This window comes from Micromonospora sp. NPDC049048 (genome assembly GCF_043197615.1).
Classification (GTDB): Bacteria; Actinomycetota; Actinomycetes; order Mycobacteriales; family Micromonosporaceae; genus Micromonospora.
In genome coordinates, this window is the sequence record NZ_JBICTM010000003.1 from 354,872 (window position 1) to 374,281 (window position 19,410).

Annotated in this window: 18 protein-coding genes; 4 read left to right on the forward strand and 14 right to left on the reverse strand. The window is 74.4% G+C overall.

Annotated elements, in window-relative coordinates:
- Nucleotides 1-143 precede the first annotated feature (143 nt).
- From ACGFIG_RS12225 to lpdA, 8 genes are all read right to left on the reverse strand, one after another.
- Complete coding sequence (locus ACGFIG_RS12225; protein WP_393001979.1) at nucleotides 144-659, reverse strand: M23 family metallopeptidase; 516 nt, start codon at nucleotides 657-659, stop codon at nucleotides 144-146.
- 353 nt (nucleotides 660-1,012) lie between these two features.
- A complete protein-coding gene (locus ACGFIG_RS12230; protein ID WP_393001981.1) occupies nucleotides 1,013-1,930 on the reverse strand; it encodes an LLM class flavin-dependent oxidoreductase in 918 nt (305 codons plus the stop codon).
- A 132-nt stretch (nucleotides 1,931-2,062) separates the two neighbouring features.
- A complete protein-coding gene (locus tag ACGFIG_RS12235) occupies nucleotides 2,063-2,560 on the reverse strand; it encodes a hemerythrin domain-containing protein (RefSeq protein WP_393001983.1) in 498 nt (165 codons plus the stop codon).
- Between the two features lie 108 nt (nucleotides 2,561-2,668).
- Nucleotides 2,669-3,085, reverse strand: coding sequence for a type II toxin-antitoxin system VapC family toxin (locus ACGFIG_RS12240; RefSeq protein WP_393001985.1), 417 nt, complete (start codon nucleotides 3,083-3,085; stop codon nucleotides 2,669-2,671).
- Nucleotides 3,075-3,344: a type II toxin-antitoxin system prevent-host-death family antitoxin gene (locus ACGFIG_RS12245; protein WP_132236089.1), complete on the reverse strand. Its 270-nt coding sequence runs from the start codon at nucleotides 3,342-3,344 to the stop codon at nucleotides 3,075-3,077. Before ACGFIG_RS12245 ends, ACGFIG_RS12240 begins: the two co-directional genes overlap by 11 nt.
- 72 nt (nucleotides 3,345-3,416) lie before the next feature.
- Nucleotides 3,417-4,748 carry a low temperature requirement protein A gene (locus ACGFIG_RS12250; protein WP_393001987.1) on the reverse strand — a complete coding sequence of 444 codons (1,332 nt, stop codon included), beginning with the start codon at nucleotides 4,746-4,748 and terminating at the stop codon, nucleotides 3,417-3,419.
- A gap of 243 nt (nucleotides 4,749-4,991) precedes the next feature.
- The gene (gene sucB, locus ACGFIG_RS12255; RefSeq protein WP_393001989.1) at nucleotides 4,992-6,818 is read right to left on the reverse strand and encodes a 2-oxoglutarate dehydrogenase, E2 component, dihydrolipoamide succinyltransferase; all 1,827 of its coding nucleotides are present in this window, start codon (nucleotides 6,816-6,818) and stop codon (nucleotides 4,992-4,994) included.
- Nucleotides 6,819-6,884: 66 nt separating this feature from the next.
- On the reverse strand, nucleotides 6,885-8,315 hold the full coding sequence (gene lpdA / locus ACGFIG_RS12260; RefSeq protein WP_393001991.1) for a dihydrolipoyl dehydrogenase: 1,431 nt from the start codon (nucleotides 8,313-8,315) through the stop codon (nucleotides 6,885-6,887).
- 141 nt (nucleotides 8,316-8,456) lie between these two features.
- On the opposite strand from lpdA, the gene ACGFIG_RS12265 reads away from it, so the two are divergent.
- Complete coding sequence (locus ACGFIG_RS12265) at nucleotides 8,457-8,786, forward strand: hypothetical protein (protein WP_393001993.1); 330 nt, start codon at nucleotides 8,457-8,459, stop codon at nucleotides 8,784-8,786.
- 75 nt (nucleotides 8,787-8,861) lie between these two features.
- Here ACGFIG_RS12265 and ACGFIG_RS12270 read toward each other — a convergent pair whose 3' ends face one another.
- On the reverse strand, nucleotides 8,862-10,433 hold the full coding sequence (locus ACGFIG_RS12270) for a leucyl aminopeptidase (protein ID WP_393001995.1): 1,572 nt from the start codon (nucleotides 10,431-10,433) through the stop codon (nucleotides 8,862-8,864).
- Nucleotides 10,434-10,594: 161 nt separating this feature from the next.
- Between ACGFIG_RS12270 and gcvT the strand changes: the two genes are divergently transcribed.
- Nucleotides 10,595-11,719, forward strand: a complete 1,125-nt coding sequence (gcvT, locus tag ACGFIG_RS12275) for a glycine cleavage system aminomethyltransferase GcvT (protein ID WP_393001997.1) — start codon at nucleotides 10,595-10,597, stop codon at nucleotides 11,717-11,719.
- Nucleotides 11,720-11,883: 164 nt separating this feature from the next.
- On the opposite strand, the gene ACGFIG_RS12280 is transcribed toward gcvT, so the two are convergent.
- The 5 genes from ACGFIG_RS12280 to ACGFIG_RS12300 all read right to left on the reverse strand — a co-directional run bounded on the left by ACGFIG_RS12280 (nucleotide 11,884) and on the right by ACGFIG_RS12300 (nucleotide 18,182).
- Nucleotides 11,884-13,179 (reverse strand): DUF2314 domain-containing protein, encoded by a 1,296-nt coding sequence (locus tag ACGFIG_RS12280; protein ID WP_393001999.1) that lies wholly within the window; start codon nucleotides 13,177-13,179, stop codon nucleotides 11,884-11,886.
- Nucleotides 13,180-13,240: 61 nt separating this feature from the next.
- Nucleotides 13,241-14,014 (reverse strand): adenosylcobinamide-GDP ribazoletransferase, encoded by a 774-nt coding sequence (gene cobS, locus ACGFIG_RS12285; protein ID WP_393002001.1) that lies wholly within the window; start codon nucleotides 14,012-14,014, stop codon nucleotides 13,241-13,243.
- Complete coding sequence (locus ACGFIG_RS12290; protein WP_393002003.1) at nucleotides 14,004-15,989, reverse strand: bifunctional adenosylcobinamide kinase/adenosylcobinamide-phosphate guanylyltransferase; 1,986 nt, start codon at nucleotides 15,987-15,989, stop codon at nucleotides 14,004-14,006. The genes cobS and ACGFIG_RS12290 overlap by 11 nt, the downstream gene beginning before the upstream one ends.
- A gap of 124 nt (nucleotides 15,990-16,113) precedes the next feature.
- Nucleotides 16,114-17,934 carry a protein kinase gene (locus ACGFIG_RS12295; protein ID WP_393002005.1) on the reverse strand — a complete coding sequence of 607 codons (1,821 nt, stop codon included), beginning with the start codon at nucleotides 17,932-17,934 and terminating at the stop codon, nucleotides 16,114-16,116.
- 47 nt (nucleotides 17,935-17,981) lie between these two features.
- Complete coding sequence (locus tag ACGFIG_RS12300) at nucleotides 17,982-18,182, reverse strand: hypothetical protein (RefSeq protein ID WP_393002007.1); 201 nt, start codon at nucleotides 18,180-18,182, stop codon at nucleotides 17,982-17,984.
- 202 nt (nucleotides 18,183-18,384) lie between these two features.
- Between ACGFIG_RS12300 and ACGFIG_RS12305 the strand changes: the two genes are divergently transcribed.
- A complete protein-coding gene (locus tag ACGFIG_RS12305) occupies nucleotides 18,385-18,585 on the forward strand; it encodes a hypothetical protein (RefSeq protein ID WP_393002009.1) in 201 nt (66 codons plus the stop codon).
- Nucleotides 18,585-19,382, forward strand: coding sequence for a site-2 protease family protein (locus ACGFIG_RS12310; RefSeq protein ID WP_393002011.1), 798 nt, complete (start codon nucleotides 18,585-18,587; stop codon nucleotides 19,380-19,382). Before ACGFIG_RS12305 ends, ACGFIG_RS12310 begins: the two co-directional genes overlap by 1 nt.
- Nucleotides 19,383-19,410 lie beyond the last annotated feature (28 nt).

A 19,410-nucleotide genomic window follows, 5' to 3' on the forward strand; every position in this document is an offset into this window, starting at 1 on the left:
GCGGGGGGGGCCCCCCCGGCGCCGGGGGGGGGGGGGGGGGGGCGGGGGGCCCGCGCCCCCCCCCCCCCCCGGGCGGGGGGGGGGGGCCGGGCGGGCCCGCCCCCCCCCCCACGCCCGGAACCCCGGGGCGGTCGACAGCTGGATCAGCAGCCGGCGAGCCGCACGTAGTTCTTCGTCCCGTAGTAGAGGGCCAGGTTGCCGCTGAAGCGCACCTTGATGTCGGCGCCGTTGAGGCGCTGCTCGTAGTGCAGGTGCGAGCCGGTGGAGCCGCCGCTGGTGCCCACGTACCCGATGGTCGTGCCGTAGCCGACGGTTTGGCCGACCGAGACGTTGAACCCGCTGAGGTGGGCGTAGTAGGTGGTGTACCCGTTGCCGTGGTTGATCCGTACGTACCGGCCGTAGCTGGTGTCACCGAGGTTGGTGACCCGGTCCACCGTGCCCGGGGCGCTGGCCTTGACCGGGTCGCCGTGGTCGTTGGCCCGGTTGAAGTCGATCGCGTACTGCGGGCTGTGGTCGCTGCGGGTCTGACCGGACCACGTCTGGTTGCACGGGAACGGCACCCGGAACGACGGTGCGGCGGCGGCGGGCGACGCCGGAACCAGGAACGCGGCGGTCGCCAGCACGGCGATGCTGAGGGAACTCGTCAGGCGGGAAAGCATCCTAACCTCCACGGTCATAACCTTCGATCTTTCGTCGGATGATGTCAGAAGGTTTCGATGACCGGAAGGTCGGAACTGATTCATAGGGGTCACTGGCTGGCAACCGGAGTTCCATGCTCCGCTGCCCTGCTGCTCACTGCTGCTGTCCATGCCGAACATCGAGACGCCGCATCAGGGGCAGTTCCTGATCGTTGGCAGCTGAACGACTCGACCCGCCGGGGTGGCCGTTGCTGAGCTGCCAACGATCGTGGGTAGGCAGGCAGAGCGATCGCCGTGTGCGGCGTCGAGGGGGCCTCGTGCGGGTTCGCCAGGAGAGCCGGAGCGGCCGTCCTGGTCGTCGTTCCGTGCGCTGCTCAGGCGGCGAGGCGGGCCAGTACCGGCGTGAGCGGGTCGAGCGCGTCCTTGCGTACGACGAAGTGGGTGACGCCCCAGCGGCGCCGGTGCGCGGCGACCGCCGCGACGATCTCGTCCTCGGTGCCGACGAGCACGAACGGTGTCGCGAGCAGCTCCGGCACGGTCAGCCCGACGTCGGCCGCCGTGGACGCGGCGGCGGCCTCGGCGTCGTCGGTGACGGCGACGTGCTGCACGAGCGCCTCCAGCACCGGCGGCTCGGCCCGCCCGGCCGCCCCGGCCGCGACGCAGTCGAGCTGCTGCTCGATGTCGGCCTCGCGCCAGCGCACCGTGTGCGCGTGGCCGTCGGGCAGAGTACGGCCGAGCCCGGACAGCCCGACGACGTCGGCGTGCGCGCCGGCCCAGCGCAGCATGGTGGAGTTAGCCGTGCCGAGGGTGAACGGGATCCGCCGCTGCACCGGTCGGGGGGTCTCCAGCCGTGCGGCCCGCATGACCAGGTCGGGGGAGTCGACGGTGACCTCCTCGCCGTCGAGCAGGGCGCGGACGGCCTCGGCGACGGCCAGGCAGCGACGCACCCGCCCGGCGACGTCGGGGCGCTCCCGCCCGATCGCGCGCCACTCGGCCGGGGTGTGGCCGGCGCCGAGGCCGAACCTGGCCCGCCCGCCGGAGAGCAGGTCGAGGGAGGCCACGTCCGAGGCGAGCAGCATCGGTTCGCGGACCCCGGCGTTGGAGACGTACGAGCCCAGGCCGATCCGCTCGGTCACCGCCGCGGCGGCGGCCAGCGAGACGAAGGGGGACGCCGCCGAACCCGGATGGTCGGCGGTGAACAGGGTGTCGAAGCCGGCCGCCTCGGCCCGCCGGGCCAGGTCCAGCCAGCCCGGGCCGTCGGACGGGACCGCCTGGAGGGAGAAGATCGCCATGCGCCCACCCTGCCCGGGCGCTGCCTACCGGCCAAGCCCGACGACCGCGATTCTGCTACCGGCAGACCCCGGGCCGGGTCGAACGCCGAGTCGACCCCCGTGGTGCCGCCGGCGCTCTCGCCCGGGTGCGGGTCAGCGGACCGGTCCAGGGTCACGGTCGAGCGGCGGGAGCGGAACCCCGAGGAGGCCCTCGGGGCTGCCCTCGGTCAGCCCGTTGAGCGCGCGCACGAGCTTCTTCTCCTCATAGACGAAGTGCGTCTCGAGCAGGGCGGCGAGAGTGTCCAGTTCGGCCCGCATCTCGTCGGGCGGCGCGGCCCCACCGACCAGTTCCTCGACCCGGCGCAGGGCCTCGGCCACGATGTGGTGGTCGGCCTCCAGCTCGCGCAGCACCGGGGCCAGCTCAGGCATCCGCTCGCCCAGCACCCGGAACGCCCCGGCGTCCTCGCCGGTGTGGTGCCGGGTCAGTGCCGCGCAGAAGGCCAGGCAGTGGGCTCGCAGGTCCCTCGGCCGTACGCCTGGGTCACCCACCCCCTCGCGCAGGCGGGCCAACTCCTCGCGGAGCCAGAGGTGGATCTCGACCAGGTGGTTGCCGAGGGCCCGCAGGCGCTCGTGCGGCGTGATGGGGGGCATGTGTGTCCCATGCTGTCCCGCGCCTCCATGCCCTCGGCGGTCTGCTTGCCGGGTGCACCGCGACGCTGCGCCCACCCTACGACAGCAGGCGCGGCGACACGTGCCCGGTCAGGGCCGCCGGACCGGCCGGACGGAGACCAGCTCCTCCAGCCCGACGAAGTCGGCCGGGTTGGTGGTGTAGAGCGACAGCCCGTTCGCGTACGCGATGGAGGCGATCATCAGGTCTGCCAGCCGGCGGCGGGTGGTGCGGCCCGTGGCCAGGACCGCACTGGTGACCAGGCCGAAGGCCCGCGCGGCCTCGGCGTCGAAGGGCAGCGGCTCGAACACGGCCTCGGCATGCTGGAGGACGCTGGTCCGCCGGGCCCGCTCGGCGCGGTCGTCGGTGTGGTGCGGGCCGGCGGAGAGCTCCGCGAGCGTTACGGCGCTGATCACCATCTGCTCGGGCAGGTCCTCCGGGCCGAGGGCGCCGAGGTGGATCACGACGTTCGTGTCGATCAGGCCACGGACCGGCGCCTCACCACTCACGGCTGAACGGGTCCTGCTCGACCGACGAATCGATGTCCGCGCGGAACCTCTCGTCGTCGAGTACGGGGGCCGTCGCGAAGGCGGCGAGCACCTCCGCCCGGGGGACGAACGTGCGCCGGCGCAGCGGGATGAGCTTTCCGACGGGGGTGCCGTTGCGCGTGATGACGAAGGACTCGCCGGACTCGACGTGCCGCATGATCGCGCCCGAGTCGTTGCGCAGCTCCCGCTGCGTTATCTCCCGATGAGCGTGCTCTGCCACGACACGATCCTAATCCAGGGTGCTACGGAGTGCTACGGCCCTGCGGGAGGGGGTGTGCTCCGGGCCCGAGTGTCAGGTCGAGGGCTCGTCCGGGGTGGGCTCGCGCCAGCGGGCGCGCCAGGCGGCCTCGTGCGCCTCGTGGCTGGTCTTCTCCTCGAAGACCAGCTCGCGCAGGGCACGCCGGGAGTCCGCCATGACCACCGCCTCGACGGCCACCAGCCCGACGCAGATCGCGGTGAGCAGGGCGAGGGCGGCCAAGCCCGGCAACCGCTGGCCGACGGGGATGGCGGCGGCGAGCACGAGCACCGTGCCGACCCGCGTCCAGGAGACGGTGCGCAGGGTACGGGCCTGGAACAGCATGTTGGCGCACAGGTAGCAGATCACTCCGCCGAACAGCAGCAGGACGCCGGGGCCACGCGTCGGGTCCCCGATCGGCGTCTCCGGCTCCGCGACCTGGTGCACGATCTCCTCCGCACCCAGGGCGAACAGGATGACTCCGGCGATCATCGGCAGGTGGAAGTAGGCGTACGCGTCCCGGGCCATCGCGACCCGGGGCCGGCCCTGGGCCGCGTGCAGGGCGATCCGGGCGGCCGGTGCGATCACGTCGTAGTGCGCCCACCACAGCGCGGCCGTGAAGAAGATGCCGAGCACCGCCGCGGCGACCGCCGGCCACGTCGGGGGCTGACCGAGCAGGTTGCTGCCGACGCCGACGGAGATGACCGACTCGCCCAGGGCGATGATCAGGATGAGGTCGTACCGCTCGGTCCAGTGCTCGGCGGAGGTCACCGTCCAGCCCCAGGCGCCGGCGACCAGACCTCCGCCGTACTGGAGCAGCACGACGCCGACCCAGAGCCCGTTGCGCAGCATCCCGGCCCGCTCCGTGTCCTCGATCTGCGGCGGGATCAGCGCGGCGGCCATGAGCAGCAGGGTGCTGACCGCCATCTCCGGGGAGTACTTGAGCAGCAGCCGGCGTTCGCCGGGCTTCTCCCGCGCGATGTGCCAGTACAGCGACAGGTGCACGCCCCGGATCACCAGGTAGCTGAGCGCGACCACCACCGGGCCGGCGGCCACGTCCTTCGTGTCGCTGAACGCCTGGGGGAGGGACAGCGCGAAGCTGAACAGCGCGGCCATGCCGAGGACCATCAGCACCGGGACGAAGCCCTCGCCGAGTCGTACCCGGGTGGCGACCACGCAGTGCACCACCCAGCACCACCAGAGCACGGCGAGCACGAGCATGGCGTGCGCGATCTGCCAACCGGAGATGTGGGCGGCGGTGGTCCTGGTGATGATGAAGAACGAGAAGACGAAGACCAGGTCGAAGAACACCTCGAACCGGTCGACCCGGGCGCCGGGGGCGATCGAGACGGCCGGTCCCAGCCGCTCGCTCCACCGGATGCCACCCACCCCGTCACTCTGGCAGCGCCCTGTCCTCACCGGGACCGAATCGCACCAGTCCGGCGGCCGGACGACGCTCCGGGAAGCTCGGCGCGACGGCGCGACGGCGCGACGGCGCGATGGCGGGACGGCGGGACGGCGCGATGGCGGGTCGGCGGGGGCGGCAGGTCGGCAACCGCCGTGGCTCGGGCGGCGGAACGGCGAAGGGCGCCCCGGTCGGTGACCGGGGCGCCCTTCGCCGTCGTGCGGGAACTACAGGCCGAGCTCGGCCTCGAAGTTGCCGGCCTCCAGGCGCTCCTTGACCGCGACCAGGAAGCGGGCGGCGTCCGCGCCGTCGATCAGCCGGTGGTCGTACGACATGGCCAGGTAGACCATCGACCGGACGGCGATGACCTCGCCCAGCTCCGGGTCGTTGACCACGACCGGACGCTTGACCACGGCACCCGTGCCGAGCATCGCCGACTGCGGCGACGGCACGATCGGGGTGTCGAAGAGGGCGCCGCGGCTGCCGGTGTTGGTCAGCGTGAAGGTCGCCCCGGCGATCTCGTCCGGGCTGATCTTGTTGGTGCGGGTGCGCTCGGCCAGGTCGGCGATCCGCTTGGCGATGCCGCCCAGGTTGAGGTCGCCCGCGCCGTGGATCACCGGCACCATCAGGCCCCGCTCGGTGTCCACGGCGATGCCGAGGTTCTCCGAGTCCGGGTAGGTGATCGTGCCGGCGTCGAGGTCCATGCTGCCGTTGACGATCGGGTACGCCTGGAGCGCCTCGACCGCCGCGAGGGCGAAGAACGGCAGGAACGACAGCTTCACGCCGTGCCGCTGCTGGAACGACTCCTTGGCCTGCGCCCGCAGCTTGGCGACCTTGGTGACGTCCACCTCGACCACGGTGGTGAGCTGCGCCATCTCGTGCAGCGACTGCTGCATCCGCTTGGCGATCGTCGCCCGGATCCGGGGGAGCTTCTCGGTCGTGCCGCGCTTGGCGCTCGGCTGCGGCTTGGCGGCCGGCTTGGCCGGGGCCGCCGCCGCGGCGGGCTGCTGCGCCGGGGCCGGCGCGGCCTTGGCGGCCTTGGCCTTCTCCGCCGCCTCCAGCACGTCCTGCTTGCGGATCCGGCCACCGACGCCGGTGCCGTTGACCGAGGAGAGGTCGACGCCGTGCTCGCTGGCCAGCTTGCGCACCAGCGGGGTCACGTAGCCGGCGGCCTCCTCGCCGCCACCCTGCGCGGGCGCCGACGGGCGCTGCGCGGCCGGGGCCGACGGGACGGCCTTCTGCTCGGCCTGCGCGGGCTGCGCCGAGGTCTCGGCCTCCGCCGACGGCTCGTTGTACGACAGGCCCGGGGTCGGCTCCTCCGCCTTGGGCTCGGGCTTGGCCTCCGCCTTCGGCTCCGGCTTGGGCTCGGGCTTGGCTTCCGCCTTGGGCTCGGGCTTCGGCTCGGCCTTGGGCTCCGGCTTCGCCTGCGCTCCGGCGGCACCGATCACGGCCAGGTCGGCGCCGACGGCGGCCGTCTCGTCCTCGGCGACCTTGATCTCCAGGACCGTGCCGGCCACCGGCGACGGGATCTCGGTGTCGACCTTGTCGGTGGAGACCTCCAGCAGCGGCTCGTCCACCTCGACGGTCTCGCCGACCTGCTTGAGCCAGCGGGTGACCGTACCCTCGGTGACGCTCTCGCCCAGGGCCGGCATCTTGACCGGAGTGCCCTCGCCCGACGGCGCCTGCGCGGCCTGCGCCGGCGGCTCCTCGACGGCCGGCTGCTCCGCCTCGGCCTGCGGCTCCTCGGCTGCCTCCTCGGCCTCCTCGGCCGGCTCCTCCTGCTGCCCGGCGGACTCGCCGCCGCCGGTGGACTCGCCCTCGCCCGCGATCACGGCCAGCTCGCTGCCGACCTCGGCGGTCTCGTCCTCGCCGACCACGATCCGGCTCAGCACACCCGCCGCCGGGGACGGGATCTCGGTGTCGACCTTGTCGGTCGACACCTCGAGCAGGGGCTCGTCGACCTCGACGGTGTCGCCCTCCTGCTTGAGCCAGCGCGTGACGGTGCCCTCGGTGACGCTCTCGCCGAGCCGGGGCATGGTGACCGATACCGGCATCTTCTAAGACTCCTTCATTCCCCTGGTGGGATCATCGCCCGTCGCCGGACGCCGCGGTTGTCGTGATCAGGCGTGTGCGTGCAGCGGCTTGCCGGCGAGCGCCAGGTGCGCCTCGCCCAGGGCCTCGTTCTGCGTCGGGTGGGCGTGCACGAGCTGCGCCACCTCGGCCGGGTACGCCTCCCAGTTGTAGATGAGCTGCGCCTCGCCGACCATCTCGCCGACCCGGGCGCCGACCATGTGCACACCGACCACGGGGCCGTCCTCCACCCGGACGAGCTTGACGAAGCCGGCCGTCTTGAGGATCTGGCTCTTGCCGTTGCCGCCCAGGTTGTAGTTGTAGGTCTTGACCTTGTCGGCGCCGTACTGCTCCTTGGCCTTCGCCTCGGTCAGGCCGACCGACGCCAGCTCCGGGTCGCAGTAGGTGACCCGCGGGATGCCGGCCTCGTCGATGACGGCCGGGTTCTGGCCGGCGATCTCCTCGGCGACGAAGATGCCCTGCTGGAAGCCACGATGGGCGAGCTGGAGGCCGGGGACGATGTCGCCGACGGCGTAGACGTTCGGCACGCTGGTGCGCAGCCGCTCGTCGGTCAGCACGTAGCCGCGGTCCATCTTGACGCCCTGCTCCTCGTAGCCGAGGTCGGCGGTGTTCGGGCCGCGCCCGACGGCGACCAGCAGCAGCTCCGCCTCGACGGTGTCACCGCCGGCGATGGTGACCTTGACGCCCTTGTCGGTCTTCTCGACCTTCTCGAACGGCTTGCCGACCTTGAAGTTGATCTTCCGCTTGCGGAACGCCCGCTCCAGCGCCTTCGAGGACTCCTCGTCCTCGGCCGCGACCAGCCGGGGGAGCGCCTCGATGATCGTGACGTCCACCCCGAAGGACTTCCACACGCTGGCGAACTCGACGCCGATCACGCCGCCGCCGAGCACGATCGCCGAGGCCGGGACCCGGTCGAGGGTGAGCGCGTGGTCGCTGGTGATGACCCGCTCGCCGTCGACCTCCAGGCCGGGCAGGCTCTTGGCGTACGACCCGGAGGCCAGCACGACGTTGCGGCCGGTGTAGCGCTTGCCGTCGACCTCGACGACGTTCTTGCCCACCAGCTTGCCGTGCCCCTCGACGATGGTGATCGCCTTGTTGCCCTTCAGCATGCCCTGGAGGCCCTTGTAGAGCCGGGAGATCACGCCGTCCTTGTACGAGTTGACCCCCGCCATGTCGATGCCGACCAGCTCGGTCTTCACGCCGAACTGCTCCGACTCGCGGGTCTGGTCGGCGATCTCGGCCGCGTGCAGCAGCGCCTTGGTCGGGATGCAGCCGTTGTGCAGACAGGTGCCGCCGAGCTTGCCCTTCTCGACCAGCGCGACCTTCAGGCCCAGCTGGACGGCGCGCAGGGCGGTCGCGTAGCCGCCGCTGCCACCTCCGAGGATGACGATGTCGAAGGTTGCGTCGTTCGGCTCGCTCACGTCCAACTCCCAGGTCGCGTCACTGCTTCGGGGGGTCATGGCGGGGTAAGACGGGCACACCCCACCTCGGTCATCTTGTCACCACCGCCCGCCGCCCGCGTACCGAGGTGCCCAACGACACGTCCGTGGCACGTACCCTTGGCACTGGCTCGCATGACGGACCGGAGGGGGAGACGCTCGGTGGGACTGTTCCGGCGACGAAAGAAGACGCGGGCGGTCAGCCTGGACCGGGCCGCCGACCGCGCCGACCTGGAGCACCTGGAGGGCTTCGTCCGCAGCCGGCGCGGGGTCGAGGCGTACATCGAGCCACGCACCACCGTCACCGAGACCACCGTCATGCTGATCGCCGACGACGGGGAGTGGACCCGCCGGCGCATCGACGGCCCCGACGGCGCGCGCCGCTTCGCGTACCGGATGGGCATCCCGGTCTACGACGTGCGGCTGATGGGCTACCCGCAGCGGATGCGCGACTTCAACGAGCGCCGCAAGCGCCGCCCCGAGCTGTTCTGACCCCCGCCTCCGGCAGACGCGGGGAGGGCCCCTCACCTGACGCGTCGCGTCGGTGAAGGGCCCTTTCCGCACCCGTCAGCCGTTGGCGGCGACGTCCTCCACGAGGTGGACCAGCGTGCGCACCGGCACGCCCGTGCCGCCCTTGGTCCAGTAGCCGGTCGGCTCGCCCGAGTGGTAGCTCGGTCCGGCGATGTCGATGTGCGCCCAGGCGACGTCGGAGCTGACGAACTCCCGCAGGAACACCCCGCCCTGGAGCATGTGCCCGGCCCGGTCCATGCCGGCGTTGACCTGGGAGATGTCCGCCACGTCGGAATCCATGCCCTTGCGTACGTCGTCCGGCAGCGGCATCGGCCAGGCCGGCTCGCCGACCGCGTCGCCGGCGTCCCGGACCCGCTCGCACAGCTCGGGGGTGCCCATCACGCCGGCGATCCGCTTGCCCAGCGCGACGACCTGCCCGCCCGTCAGGGTGGAGGTCTCGAAGAGGTAGTCGCAGCCGTCCTCGCAGGCCCGCGCCATGGCGTCGGCCAGGATCATCCGGCCCTCGGCGTCGGTGTTGAGCACCTCCACCTTCTTGCCGTTGTACATGCTGATCACGTCACCCGGCCGGTACGACCGCCCGGACGGCATGTTCTCCGCCATCGGCAGGTACGCCGTCACGGCCACCGACGGCTTGAGCGCGGCGATCGCCAGCATGGTCGCGGCCACCGCGGCGGCGCCACCCATGTCGGACTTCATCTCCCACATGCCCTGCGCCGGCTTGATCGAGATGCCGCCGGTGTCGAAGGTGATGCCCTTGCCGACCAGCGCCACCCGCTTGCCGTTGCCGCCGCCGGCCGGGGTGTAGCTCAGCTTGACCAGCCGCGGCGGGGCCTCGGAGCCCTGTCCGACGGCGACGATGCCGCCGTACCCGCCCTCGGCCAGGGCCGCCTCGTCGAGCACCTCGACGGTCAGGCCGGCCTCCCGGGCGGCGTCGGCCACCGAGTCGGCGAACGACGGCGGGCGCAGCTCGTTCGGGGCGGTGTTGACCCAGTCGCGGCTGCGCCGCACCGCGCCGCCGACCACCTGGGCGCGGGCGATCTCGGCCTGGGCGCCGGCGTCGGCGGCGTCCGGCACGGCGATGAGCACCTCGGCGACCGGCTCGCGCCGGGCCGGCTGGGGCCGGGTCTTGTAGCCGGCGAAGCGGTAGCCGCCGAGCAGGGCGCCCTCCGCGACCGCGCGCAGCGCCGCCGGCGCGTCGGCGTCGTCCGGCAGCGGCAGCGCGAGCGCCACCCGCGGCGCGCCCGCGAGCGCCCGTACGGCCGCGCCGGCGGCCCGGCGCAGGGTCTCCGGGGCCGGGGCGGCACCCGTCGGCTCCGGGCCGAGCCCGACGGCGGCGACCACCGGGGCGGTCACGGTGCCCAGCGTGGCCAGCTTGATCACCTCGCCGGGGCCACCGGTCGCGCCGAGCAGTGCCAGCGTCTCGGTCAGCCTGCCGTCGAAGGCGGCGGCGATGCTCTCCGCTCCGCTGGCCAGCAGCAGGGTCCCGGCCAGGCCGCTGGTGGCGGCCTGCTCTCCGGTCTGGCTGTGCACGCCGATCACGATCGCGTCGACGGCTAGCTCGGCGGGGTCGGTGTCGACCAGGCTCAGGGTGGTGCTGGGCGATGTCACTGAAGCTACTCCGGGCGGGCCGGGCCGGTCGCGTCGTCGCGTACCGGCGATGGAGGTCTCCGGCGGAACGTACCCGCCGGAGGTCGGGGCTGTCCCGCCGACGGCTCCGACGGGTCCCGCCGATGCTAACCAGCCGTCCAGCTCCCGGTAAGTTCCCACCCATGACCGACGTGACCTCCGACGCCGCCGCGACCCGGCTGCGCCGTTCTCCGCTGCACGAGCGGCACACCGCTCGCGGCGCCAAGTTCGCCCCGTTCGGTGGCTGGGAGATGCCGCTGGAGTACGCCGGGGGCGGGGTGCTGAAGGAGCACACCGCGGTGCGGACCGGGGTGGGCGTCTTCGACGTCTCGCACCTGGGCAAGGCGCGGGTCACGGGGGCGGGCGCGGCGGAGTTCGTCAACGCCTGCCTCAGCAACGACCTGGGCCGCATCGGGCCGGGCCGGGCGCAGTACACCCTCTGCTGCGACGACGCCACCGGCGGCGTGGTGGACGACATCATCGCGTACCTGCACGACGACGAGCACGTCTTCCTCATCCCGAACGCCGCGAACACCGCCGAGGTGGTGCGCCGGCTGCGCGCCGCCGCGCCGCCGTCGGTCACGGTCACCGACGAGCACGAGGCGTACGCCGTCCTCGCCGTGCAGGGGCCGCGCTCGGCCGAGCTGCTCGACGCGCTGGGCCTGCCGACCGACCACGACTACATGAGCTTCTCCACGGCGACGCTCGACGGGGTCGAGCTGACGGTGTGCCGCACCGGCTACACCGGGGAGCTCGGCTACGAGCTGGTGGTGCCGGCGGCCGACGCGGTCGCGGTGTGGGACGCGCTCTTCGCGGCGGATCCCGAGCTGCGCGCCTGCGGGCTGGCCGCCCGGGACACCCTGCGCACCGAGATGGGGTACCCGTTGCACGGCCAGGACCTGTCGCCGGAGATCACCCCGGTGCAGGCCCGCTCCGGCTGGGCGGTGGGCTGGGACAAGCCGGCCTTCTGGGGCCGCGACGCGCTGCTCGCGGAGAAGGCCGCCGGCCCGAGGCGTACGCTGCGCGGCCTGGAGGCGGTCGACCGGGCGATCCCGCGCCCCGGCATGACGGTGTACGTCGGCGACGCGCAGGTCGGCACGATCACCAGCGGCACGTTCTCGCCCACGAAGAAGCAGGGCGTCGCCCTCGCGCTGCTCGACACCGGGGCGAAGCTGGCCGACGGCGACCTGGTCGAGGTGGACATCCGCGGCCGCCGCGCCCAGATGCGCGTGACCCGCCCCCCGTTCGTGACCCCCTCGGTCCGCTGACCCACCCACCCCACCGCACCGCCGCCCCACCCTCCGCCTCGCCCTGTTGATCATGAAGTTGTTGTCGCCCGGATCGGCGTGTCCCGGCAACAACTTCATGATCAACGCGACGGTGCGGGCGGGGAGGGCGGGAGTGGGTGGGAGTGGGAGGTGGGGAGGGAGGGTCAGAGTGGGGGGTGGGGGCGTTCGCCGGCGTCCAGGACGGCCTGGGTCCAGCCGCCCTCGATGACGCCGGTGCCGTCCAGCACGGCCCAGTCGACCACGTCGGCGGCCTCCACCACGACCGGGGAGCCGATGCGCACGGTCGGGTCGGTGTCGGCGTCACTGGCGCTGGCCGCCTCGATCCGCTCCGGGTCGTCCCACGAGGTCACCCCCGCCCAGACGAGTTCCGGGCCGTCGTCGCCGGGCAGGCCGTACTTGACCACGAGCTGCGTCTCCGGCGGGAGCTGGCCGGCGCGGAACCGGGCCCGGATGTCGCCCAGCCCGGCCCGGGCGGTGGCGACCGCCCGGCTCATCGCGTCGCCCGGCCGGGCATAGCGCACGTCCGGCTGGATGCCGGTGAAGAGGGTGGCGCAGGCGGTGGCGAAGTAGCGGCCGTCCGGTCCGGCGTACCCGGCGGGCGGGCGCAGGCTGAGGAACGAGTCGGCGTCGGGATCGGTGGCCGGGTCCAGCTCCAGCCGCAGCAGCACCGGCGCCGTCGCACCGTGCTGCTCCGGATTGCCGTACGCCACCGCGATGTCGTGTCCGGTCACGGTGGCCAGCACCGGCAGCTGCACGAACGCGGGCACCTCCTCACCGGAGAGCCCGTCGGTCCAGTCCCGCAGCAGCCGCCGCGCGGCACCGGTCATCACCGCGCCCCAGGCCCGGGTCAGGTGGTCCGGTACGCCCTGGGTCTGCAACTCCAGCAGCCCGAAGCGGCGCAGCCCCTTCGTGGTGAACCAGAGTCCCTCGGCGTCGGACGAGTAGGGCACCAGCACCCAGTCGACCAGCCGGATCCGCCCCTGGGCGTCGGGCAGCGAGCGCAGCGCCGTCGCCGGGTCGAGGAACTGGAGGCCGAAGACGTCCACCACGTCGCCCTCGACGGTCTCGGCGACGGCGGCGGCCACGGCACGGGCCGCCCACTCGTGGGCCGGCGGCCAACCGGGTCGGTACTCGGCCTGCACCACGACCAGGTGGCTCGCGGCGGCCAGCCGGGCCAGTTGCGCCTCGGTGGCGCCGAAGGCGGTGAGCAGGTCCGGCGGCAGCTCGGGGAACTCGGCGATCGGCCGGGTGTCCACGCTCATCAGCGGGCTCTCGAGCATCTGCCGCGCCAGCCCGTGCACGGGCTCGGCCAGGCGGCCGGTCAGCTGCGCCACGGCGGACTTCGTGCTCACCTTCGGCAGCCCCGTCATGGGCACCAGGTAGGTCGCGCTCAGCGATTCCGGAACCGGTACGGGCAGGAAGTCGTCCGTGATGAGCATGTCGTCCCCCGGTCGGCGGGTGCTGTCGTGGGAGAACGCTACCCGCCGGGGTGTGCCCCGCTCAGCCGGACAGCACCACTCCCAGGTAGACCAGCGTGGTGACGACCTCCACGGTCGCGCCGAGCACGTCGCCGGTGACGCCGCCGAGCCGGCGTACCACGTGTCGCAGCAGCCCCACGGCGACGGCGAGGGCGACGGCGACGGCCAGCGGCCCCTGCCACGGGCGGCCCGGCACGGCCGCGAGCGCCGGCAGCGCGACGGCCACCGCCCCGGCGGCCAGGGCGACCGGCCCGACGGTGCCCGCGACCAGCGCGCCGAGCCCCTCCGGGCGGGCGGCCGGCACCCCGCGCCGGCAGGCCACCGCCACGCCGAGCCGCCCGGCGGCGGTCGCCGTCACCACGGCCGCGAGCGCCGCCGGCCACGACCGCCCCGCCAGCTCCGCGAGGGCCGCCGTCTGCACCAGGAGTACGACCACCAGCGCGACCACCCCGAACGGGCCCACGTCCGGCTTCTTCATGATCTCCAGCGCGGCCGTTCCCCGCCGGTACGACCCCAGCGCGTCCACGGTGTCGGCCAGCCCGTCCAGGTGCAGCCCCCGGGTGAGCAGCGCCCCGGCCCCGACGGTCACCGCCGCCGCGACCAGCGGGGGCGCGAGCGCACCCGGGAGCAGCAGGACCCCGCCGAGGACGACGCCGAGCAGCGCGCCGACGGCGGGGGCGAGCGCCATCGCCGTACCCGCCACCGAGCGGTCGATGCGACCGGCGCGTACCGGCAGGGTGGTGAAGGTGGTCAGCGCCAGCCGCGCCCCGTCGGCGAACCGCGACTCAGCCGGCACGCCGGCCGGACGGATCCACCGCCTCCGTCTCCGGCCCGGTGCTGACCGGTCCCGGCCCGGCCGGCTCGGGCTCCCGGAAGTCGGGCTCGTCCGGGCCGGGTCCGGCCGGCTCCCGGAAGTCGGGCCCGTCGGTGCTGGTCGGTCCGGGGCCGGCCGGTTCCGGTTCGTGGAAGTCGGGCTCGTCGGTGTCCGGCCCGGCGTCCCCGCCGCCGCCCAGCGACGGGTGCGCCGGCAGCGCGGCGGCCAGCGCCAGCACCGAGCGCAGCAGCGGCAGCGCCGCCAGCGCGTTGGCGCCCTCGCCCAGGTCGAGCCGCAGGTCGAACAGCGGCGTCAGGCCGAGCACATCGGCGGCGAGCCGCACGGCGGGGTGCCCGCCGTGGTCGGCCAGCAGGCACCAGTGTCGGGCCTGCCCGGCGAGGTCGCGGCTGACCAGGGCGGCGGCCACCCCGACCGGCCCGTCGAGCATGACCGGCAGCCGGCGGGCGGTGGCGCCGAGCAGCACACCGGTGGCCACGGCGACGTCCCCGCCGCCCAGCTCCGCCAGCACGTCCTTGGCGCTGCGCGGCGAGAGCCGGGTCCGGTGCAGGGCGTCCCGCACCGCCGCGCACCGCCTCATCCAGGCCGCGTCGTCGATCTCACCCGAGTCGGTGACCACCCGCCGGAGCACCGCCGGCGCCTCGGCGCCCGCCGTCGCCACCAGCACCGCCGCCGCGGCGGCCTCGGTGCCGGCACCACACGCCCCGAGCACCAGCAGCCGTACGCCCGCGTCGGCGGCCTCCTCGGCGAGCCGCCAGCCGTACCGCAGGGCGACCTCGACCTGCTCTCCCGCCAGCGTCTGCTCGACCTCCATGGGCGCGGACGTCGGGACCTCCACCACCTGGAGCTCGGCGCGGCTCTCGGCGGCGAGCCGGGCCAGCGCCCCCTGGCCGGCACGGGCCTGGCGGGCCCGGCGCGCCGACTCGCCCTCGGCGTTGCCGGCGGCGGCGCCGCCGAGGTGGTCGCCGTGCAGCAGCAGCACCCGCACCGAGTCCCACGGGGCCGGCGTGGCGGTGCCCTGGGTGGCGGCGGCGAACCCGACCACCTGCTCCAGCACGCCCAGCCCCGCCCCGGGCACGTCCAGGGTGGCGAGCCGCTCGATGGCCTGCGGACCGGTGTACTCGTCGGGCATGGGCAGTTCCATGCCGGGCTGGATGACCAGGCCCGTGGCGACCATCGGCAGCGCCACGGTCGGGGCGGCCCAGCCGGTGCCGCCGGCCGCCGCGGGGGTGACCGGTGCCGGCGACGTGCCGGGGGTGAGCACCTCCGGGGAGGGCTGCGGCGCGGCCACCGGCTGACCGGTGGCGACGGCAGCCACGGCGGCGGCGCGCGCCTGCGCCGGTTCGGCCTGCGCGGGAGCGGCCTGTGCGGGTACGGCGACCGGCTGCGGGCCGCCCGGCTTCAGCCAGGCGGCCTGGCCGGCGACCACGAGGACCACCGCGTCGCAGGCGTCGGCGACCGCCCGGTTCGCCGCGCCCAGGGCGTCGGTGAAGGCGCGCCCGAGCGGGGTGGTGGGCACCAGGGAGAGCCCGACCTCGGGGCTGACCAGCACCAGCCGGGCCGCGCAGGAGCGGACCGCCGCCGCCAGTTCGGCGATGGTGGCGGTGTCGTCGGCCGGTTGGTGCGCAGGGTCGAGCAGCACGGTCGCCCAGCCGCCGAGGTCGTCGACGAGCAGCGTCTCGTTGGGCCCGGCGGCGGCGATCACGTCCGCGAGGCGGCGTGGGTCGTCCGCGGTCTCCTCGGTCGTCCAGGTCTCCGGTCGACGCGCGCGGTGCGCCGCCAGGCGGGCCGCCCACTCCGCGTCGTCGGTCGGGGCGTCGGCGGCGGTGGCCACGTAGCGGACCGTCGGCGCGTCGGCGACCAGCGCCTCGGCGAACTCGGACTTTCCGGACCGGATACCGCCGAGCACCAGGATCGTGTTCCACCCGTCAACGGACATGCCCGTACTTTAGAGCCAGCGCCCGGATGGGGCCGCCCGGAGGTGCGGGGGTCACGGTCCGGCCCGCACCCCCGCGAGCGGCCGGCGGGCCGCCGCCGAGGGCAGGAGGACCCCGGGTCCACGCTCAGCCGCAGTGCTCGAATCCGCTGGCGTAGCTGGCGCCGCCGGTGGATCCGCCCCACTTCACGCACACCCCGGCGGCCTTGGCCTTCACCGGTCCGGCGTAGTACGAGAACGACCCGCTGTCGGTGCTGCGCGCCCGGCCCCGTACCTCCAGCCACGCCGAGGCGGCCGTCGCCGTGCCCACCGCGGTCTCCTTCATCGTGACCACGCAGTTGTTGCCGCTGCCGGGGTGGTAGAGCAGGTAGACCCGGCCCGTCCGGCTGCCCGAGGCGCTCAGCGTGGCCGAGTCGATCACCGTGTAGCCGCTGCCGCACGCCTCGACGGGCGTGTACGGGTTCGGCTTCGCCGGTCGGCCGGCCGTCGGCTCCGAGCTGGGCCGGGCCGGAGCGGTCAGGGTCGGCCCGCCGTCGCCGGGCGTCGGGACCGGGAAGGGGCCGACCGGCGACGCGGAGGGCGTGACGGAGCCCGACGGGGCCGCCGCGCGGGTGACGCCGGGGGTGGGCTCGACGCGGAGACGGCCCGTGCCGCCGTCGGACGCCGCGCCCGGCGAGCCCACCACCGCGGGCTCGCCGCCCAGCGCCGCCGGCACGTTCGCGGCGGTGGAACCGTCGTCGGGGAGGACGGCGCTCGCCACCAGCCCGGCCAGCACCACGAACGCGGTGGCCGCCGCCCCGAGCAGCACGGCCCGACGCCGCCGCGCCGCCGCGGGGTCGCCCTGCGGGGCACGTGGGGCGGCGGCCGGCGGTGGCGCGACCGGGTCCTCCCGGGTGGGCGGGACCGCTCCCCAGGCGCCGCTCGGGGTGCCCGGCCCCGCGTGCGCCAGGGCGGGAGCCACGGGCGGCAGCGGCGCCCACGGATCCGGCGGTACGACCGATCCGGCGGTCCCGGCCGTGGCGGCGGCGTCCGGGTCCGTTGCCGCGACGGCCTGCGCCGGGGCGGTCGGGCCGGCGAGGGCCCACGGAGGTCGGGCGGACGTCGGCACCACCGTCAGGGTCGCGTCGCGTGCCCCCGCCGCGGCGTCGGCCATCGCCGCCGCGTCGGGAAACCGGTCGTCGGGCTGCCTCGCCATCGCCTGCCGCACCAGCGCGGCCACCGCAGGCGGTACGTCGGGCGGCAGCGGCGGCGGTTCCTCCTGGAGGTGCCGCAGCGCCACCTGGAGCGGGCTGTCCCCGTCGAACGGCGGCTGGCCGGTCAGGCAGAAGTACGCCACCGCGCCGAGCGCGTAGATGTCCGTCGCCGGGGAGACCGGCTGGTTGGCGGCCTGCTCGGGCGACATGTACGCGGCGGTGCCGAGCATCACGTTGGCGGCGGTGATGCCCGCCGTCGTGCCGGAGCGGGCGATGCCGAAGTCGACCAGCACCGCCCGGCCGTCGGCCCTCACCAGCAGGTTGCCCGGCTTCACGTCGCGGTGCACGATGCCGGCGAGGTGGGCCGTGTGCAGCGCCTCGGCGGCCTGCGTCACGACCGACATGGTCGAGGCCGGGTCGAGCCGCCCCGCGCGGCGCAGCCAGGAACTCAGCGGCTGGCCGTCGACGTACTCCATCACCAGGTAGTCGACCTGGCTGTCGTCGGCGAGGACGGACCAGCCGACGTCGTGCACGGCGACCACGCCCGGGTGGCGCAGTGCGGCCAGCATCCGCGCCTCCGCCCGGAACCGGGCCGCGAACTCGGGATCCGCGCTCAACGCCGGCAGCAGCACCTTCACCGCCACCGTGCGTTCGAGCATGAGGTCGGTGCACCGCCAGACCGCGCCCATGCCGCCGGTGGCCACCCGGTCGTCCAGGCGGTACCGGTCGCTGAGCACCACTCCGCGCGTAAGCACCGCGACACCCTACCGGCCCGGTGGGACGCGGTGGAGCGCCCGACGGGCTACCGGGGCGCCTGGTACTGGAAGTCGTTGGGGTTGACCGCCGCCGGCTTCGGGTCCTCCTGCCAGGCGCCCTCGCCGGGCCGGGCGACGAGGGCGTCCAGCAGGTCCTCCCGTTCCATGTGCGCGGCCCCCTCGATGCCGCCGCGTACCGCCATCCTCCGCAGCGTCTCGGTGTCCTTGTCGTGCAGCGGTCCGTCCATCGTCGCCCCCTCCGGGCCGTCGGCGGTCCGTGACCGCCCCGTCGCGCGTCGAGGATGCCCATACCCGGACAGGGGCCGGAAAACCCTGCGCGGCCTGGCCGGCTGCGCTCCCGCCGTACGGATGTCGGGCCGCCCCGCGCGCGGCCGACTACGCTGGCGGGGGTTCGTCCCACGGGACATCAGCGGCGAGGGGAGACGCGGCATGGCGTGGAGCTGGCGGTACGAGGGCACGAACGGTGAGTCGGTCGAGGGGCCGGCGGAGTCGTTCAGCAGCCAGGCGGACGCCGAATCGTGGATCGGTCAGGCCTGGCGGGAGCTCGCGGCGTCCGGCGTCACCTCGGTCGCGCTCGTGGAGGACGACCGGGTGGAGTACCGCATGAGCCTGCTGCCTCCGGCGGAGTGATGGCCGGCGACCGTCCGGGGGGCGAGCCGCTGGTGCTCGGCGTACCCCGGGCGGCGTTCCGGCCCAGCCCGGTCTTCCTCGCCCTGCTCGCGCTCTTCGTGACGAGCGGGGTGCTCACCTGGCACGGGTTCGGCAACGTCCGGCTCGACGTGTTCCTCTTCGTCGTCTCCGGCTGGCTGGTCTCGCTCTGCCTGCACGAGTACGCCCACGCCGTCGTCGCGTTCCGGGCCGGCGACCGCAGCGTCGCCCACCGGGGCTACCTGACGCTCAACCCGCTGAAGTACAGCCACCCGCTGCTGTCGATCGCGCTGCCGGTGGTGGTCGTGCTGCTCGGCGGTATCGGCCTGCCCGGCGGGGCGGTCTGGGTGGACCGGCACGCCATCCCGGGGCGGCTGCGGCACACCCTGGTCAGCCTCGCCGGACCGGCCACCAACGTGCTGTTCACGCTGGTCCTGGTGCTCGCCGTACGCCTCGGGGCGCCCGGCGGCGGGCCGGTCGAGTTCTGGGCGGCTGTGGCGCTGCTGGCGTTCCTCCAGCTCACCGCGAGCGTGCTCAACCTGCTCCCGGTGCCCGGACTGGACGGCGGCAACATGATCCAGCCGTGGCTGAACCCGCAGTGGCGCAGGATGTACGACCTGTTCGCCCCGTTCGGCTTCATCCTGCTGTTCGCGCTGCTGTGGAACCCGCGCATCGGCGGCTGGTTCTTCGACGGGGTCTTCGCCGTCTGCGACCTCCTCGGCCTGCCGCCGTGGCTCTACGCGCGCGGCCTGGAGCTGATCCGCTTCTGGCAGGGCTGACCGCCGCCGTGGCGTCTCCGGTCCGGCC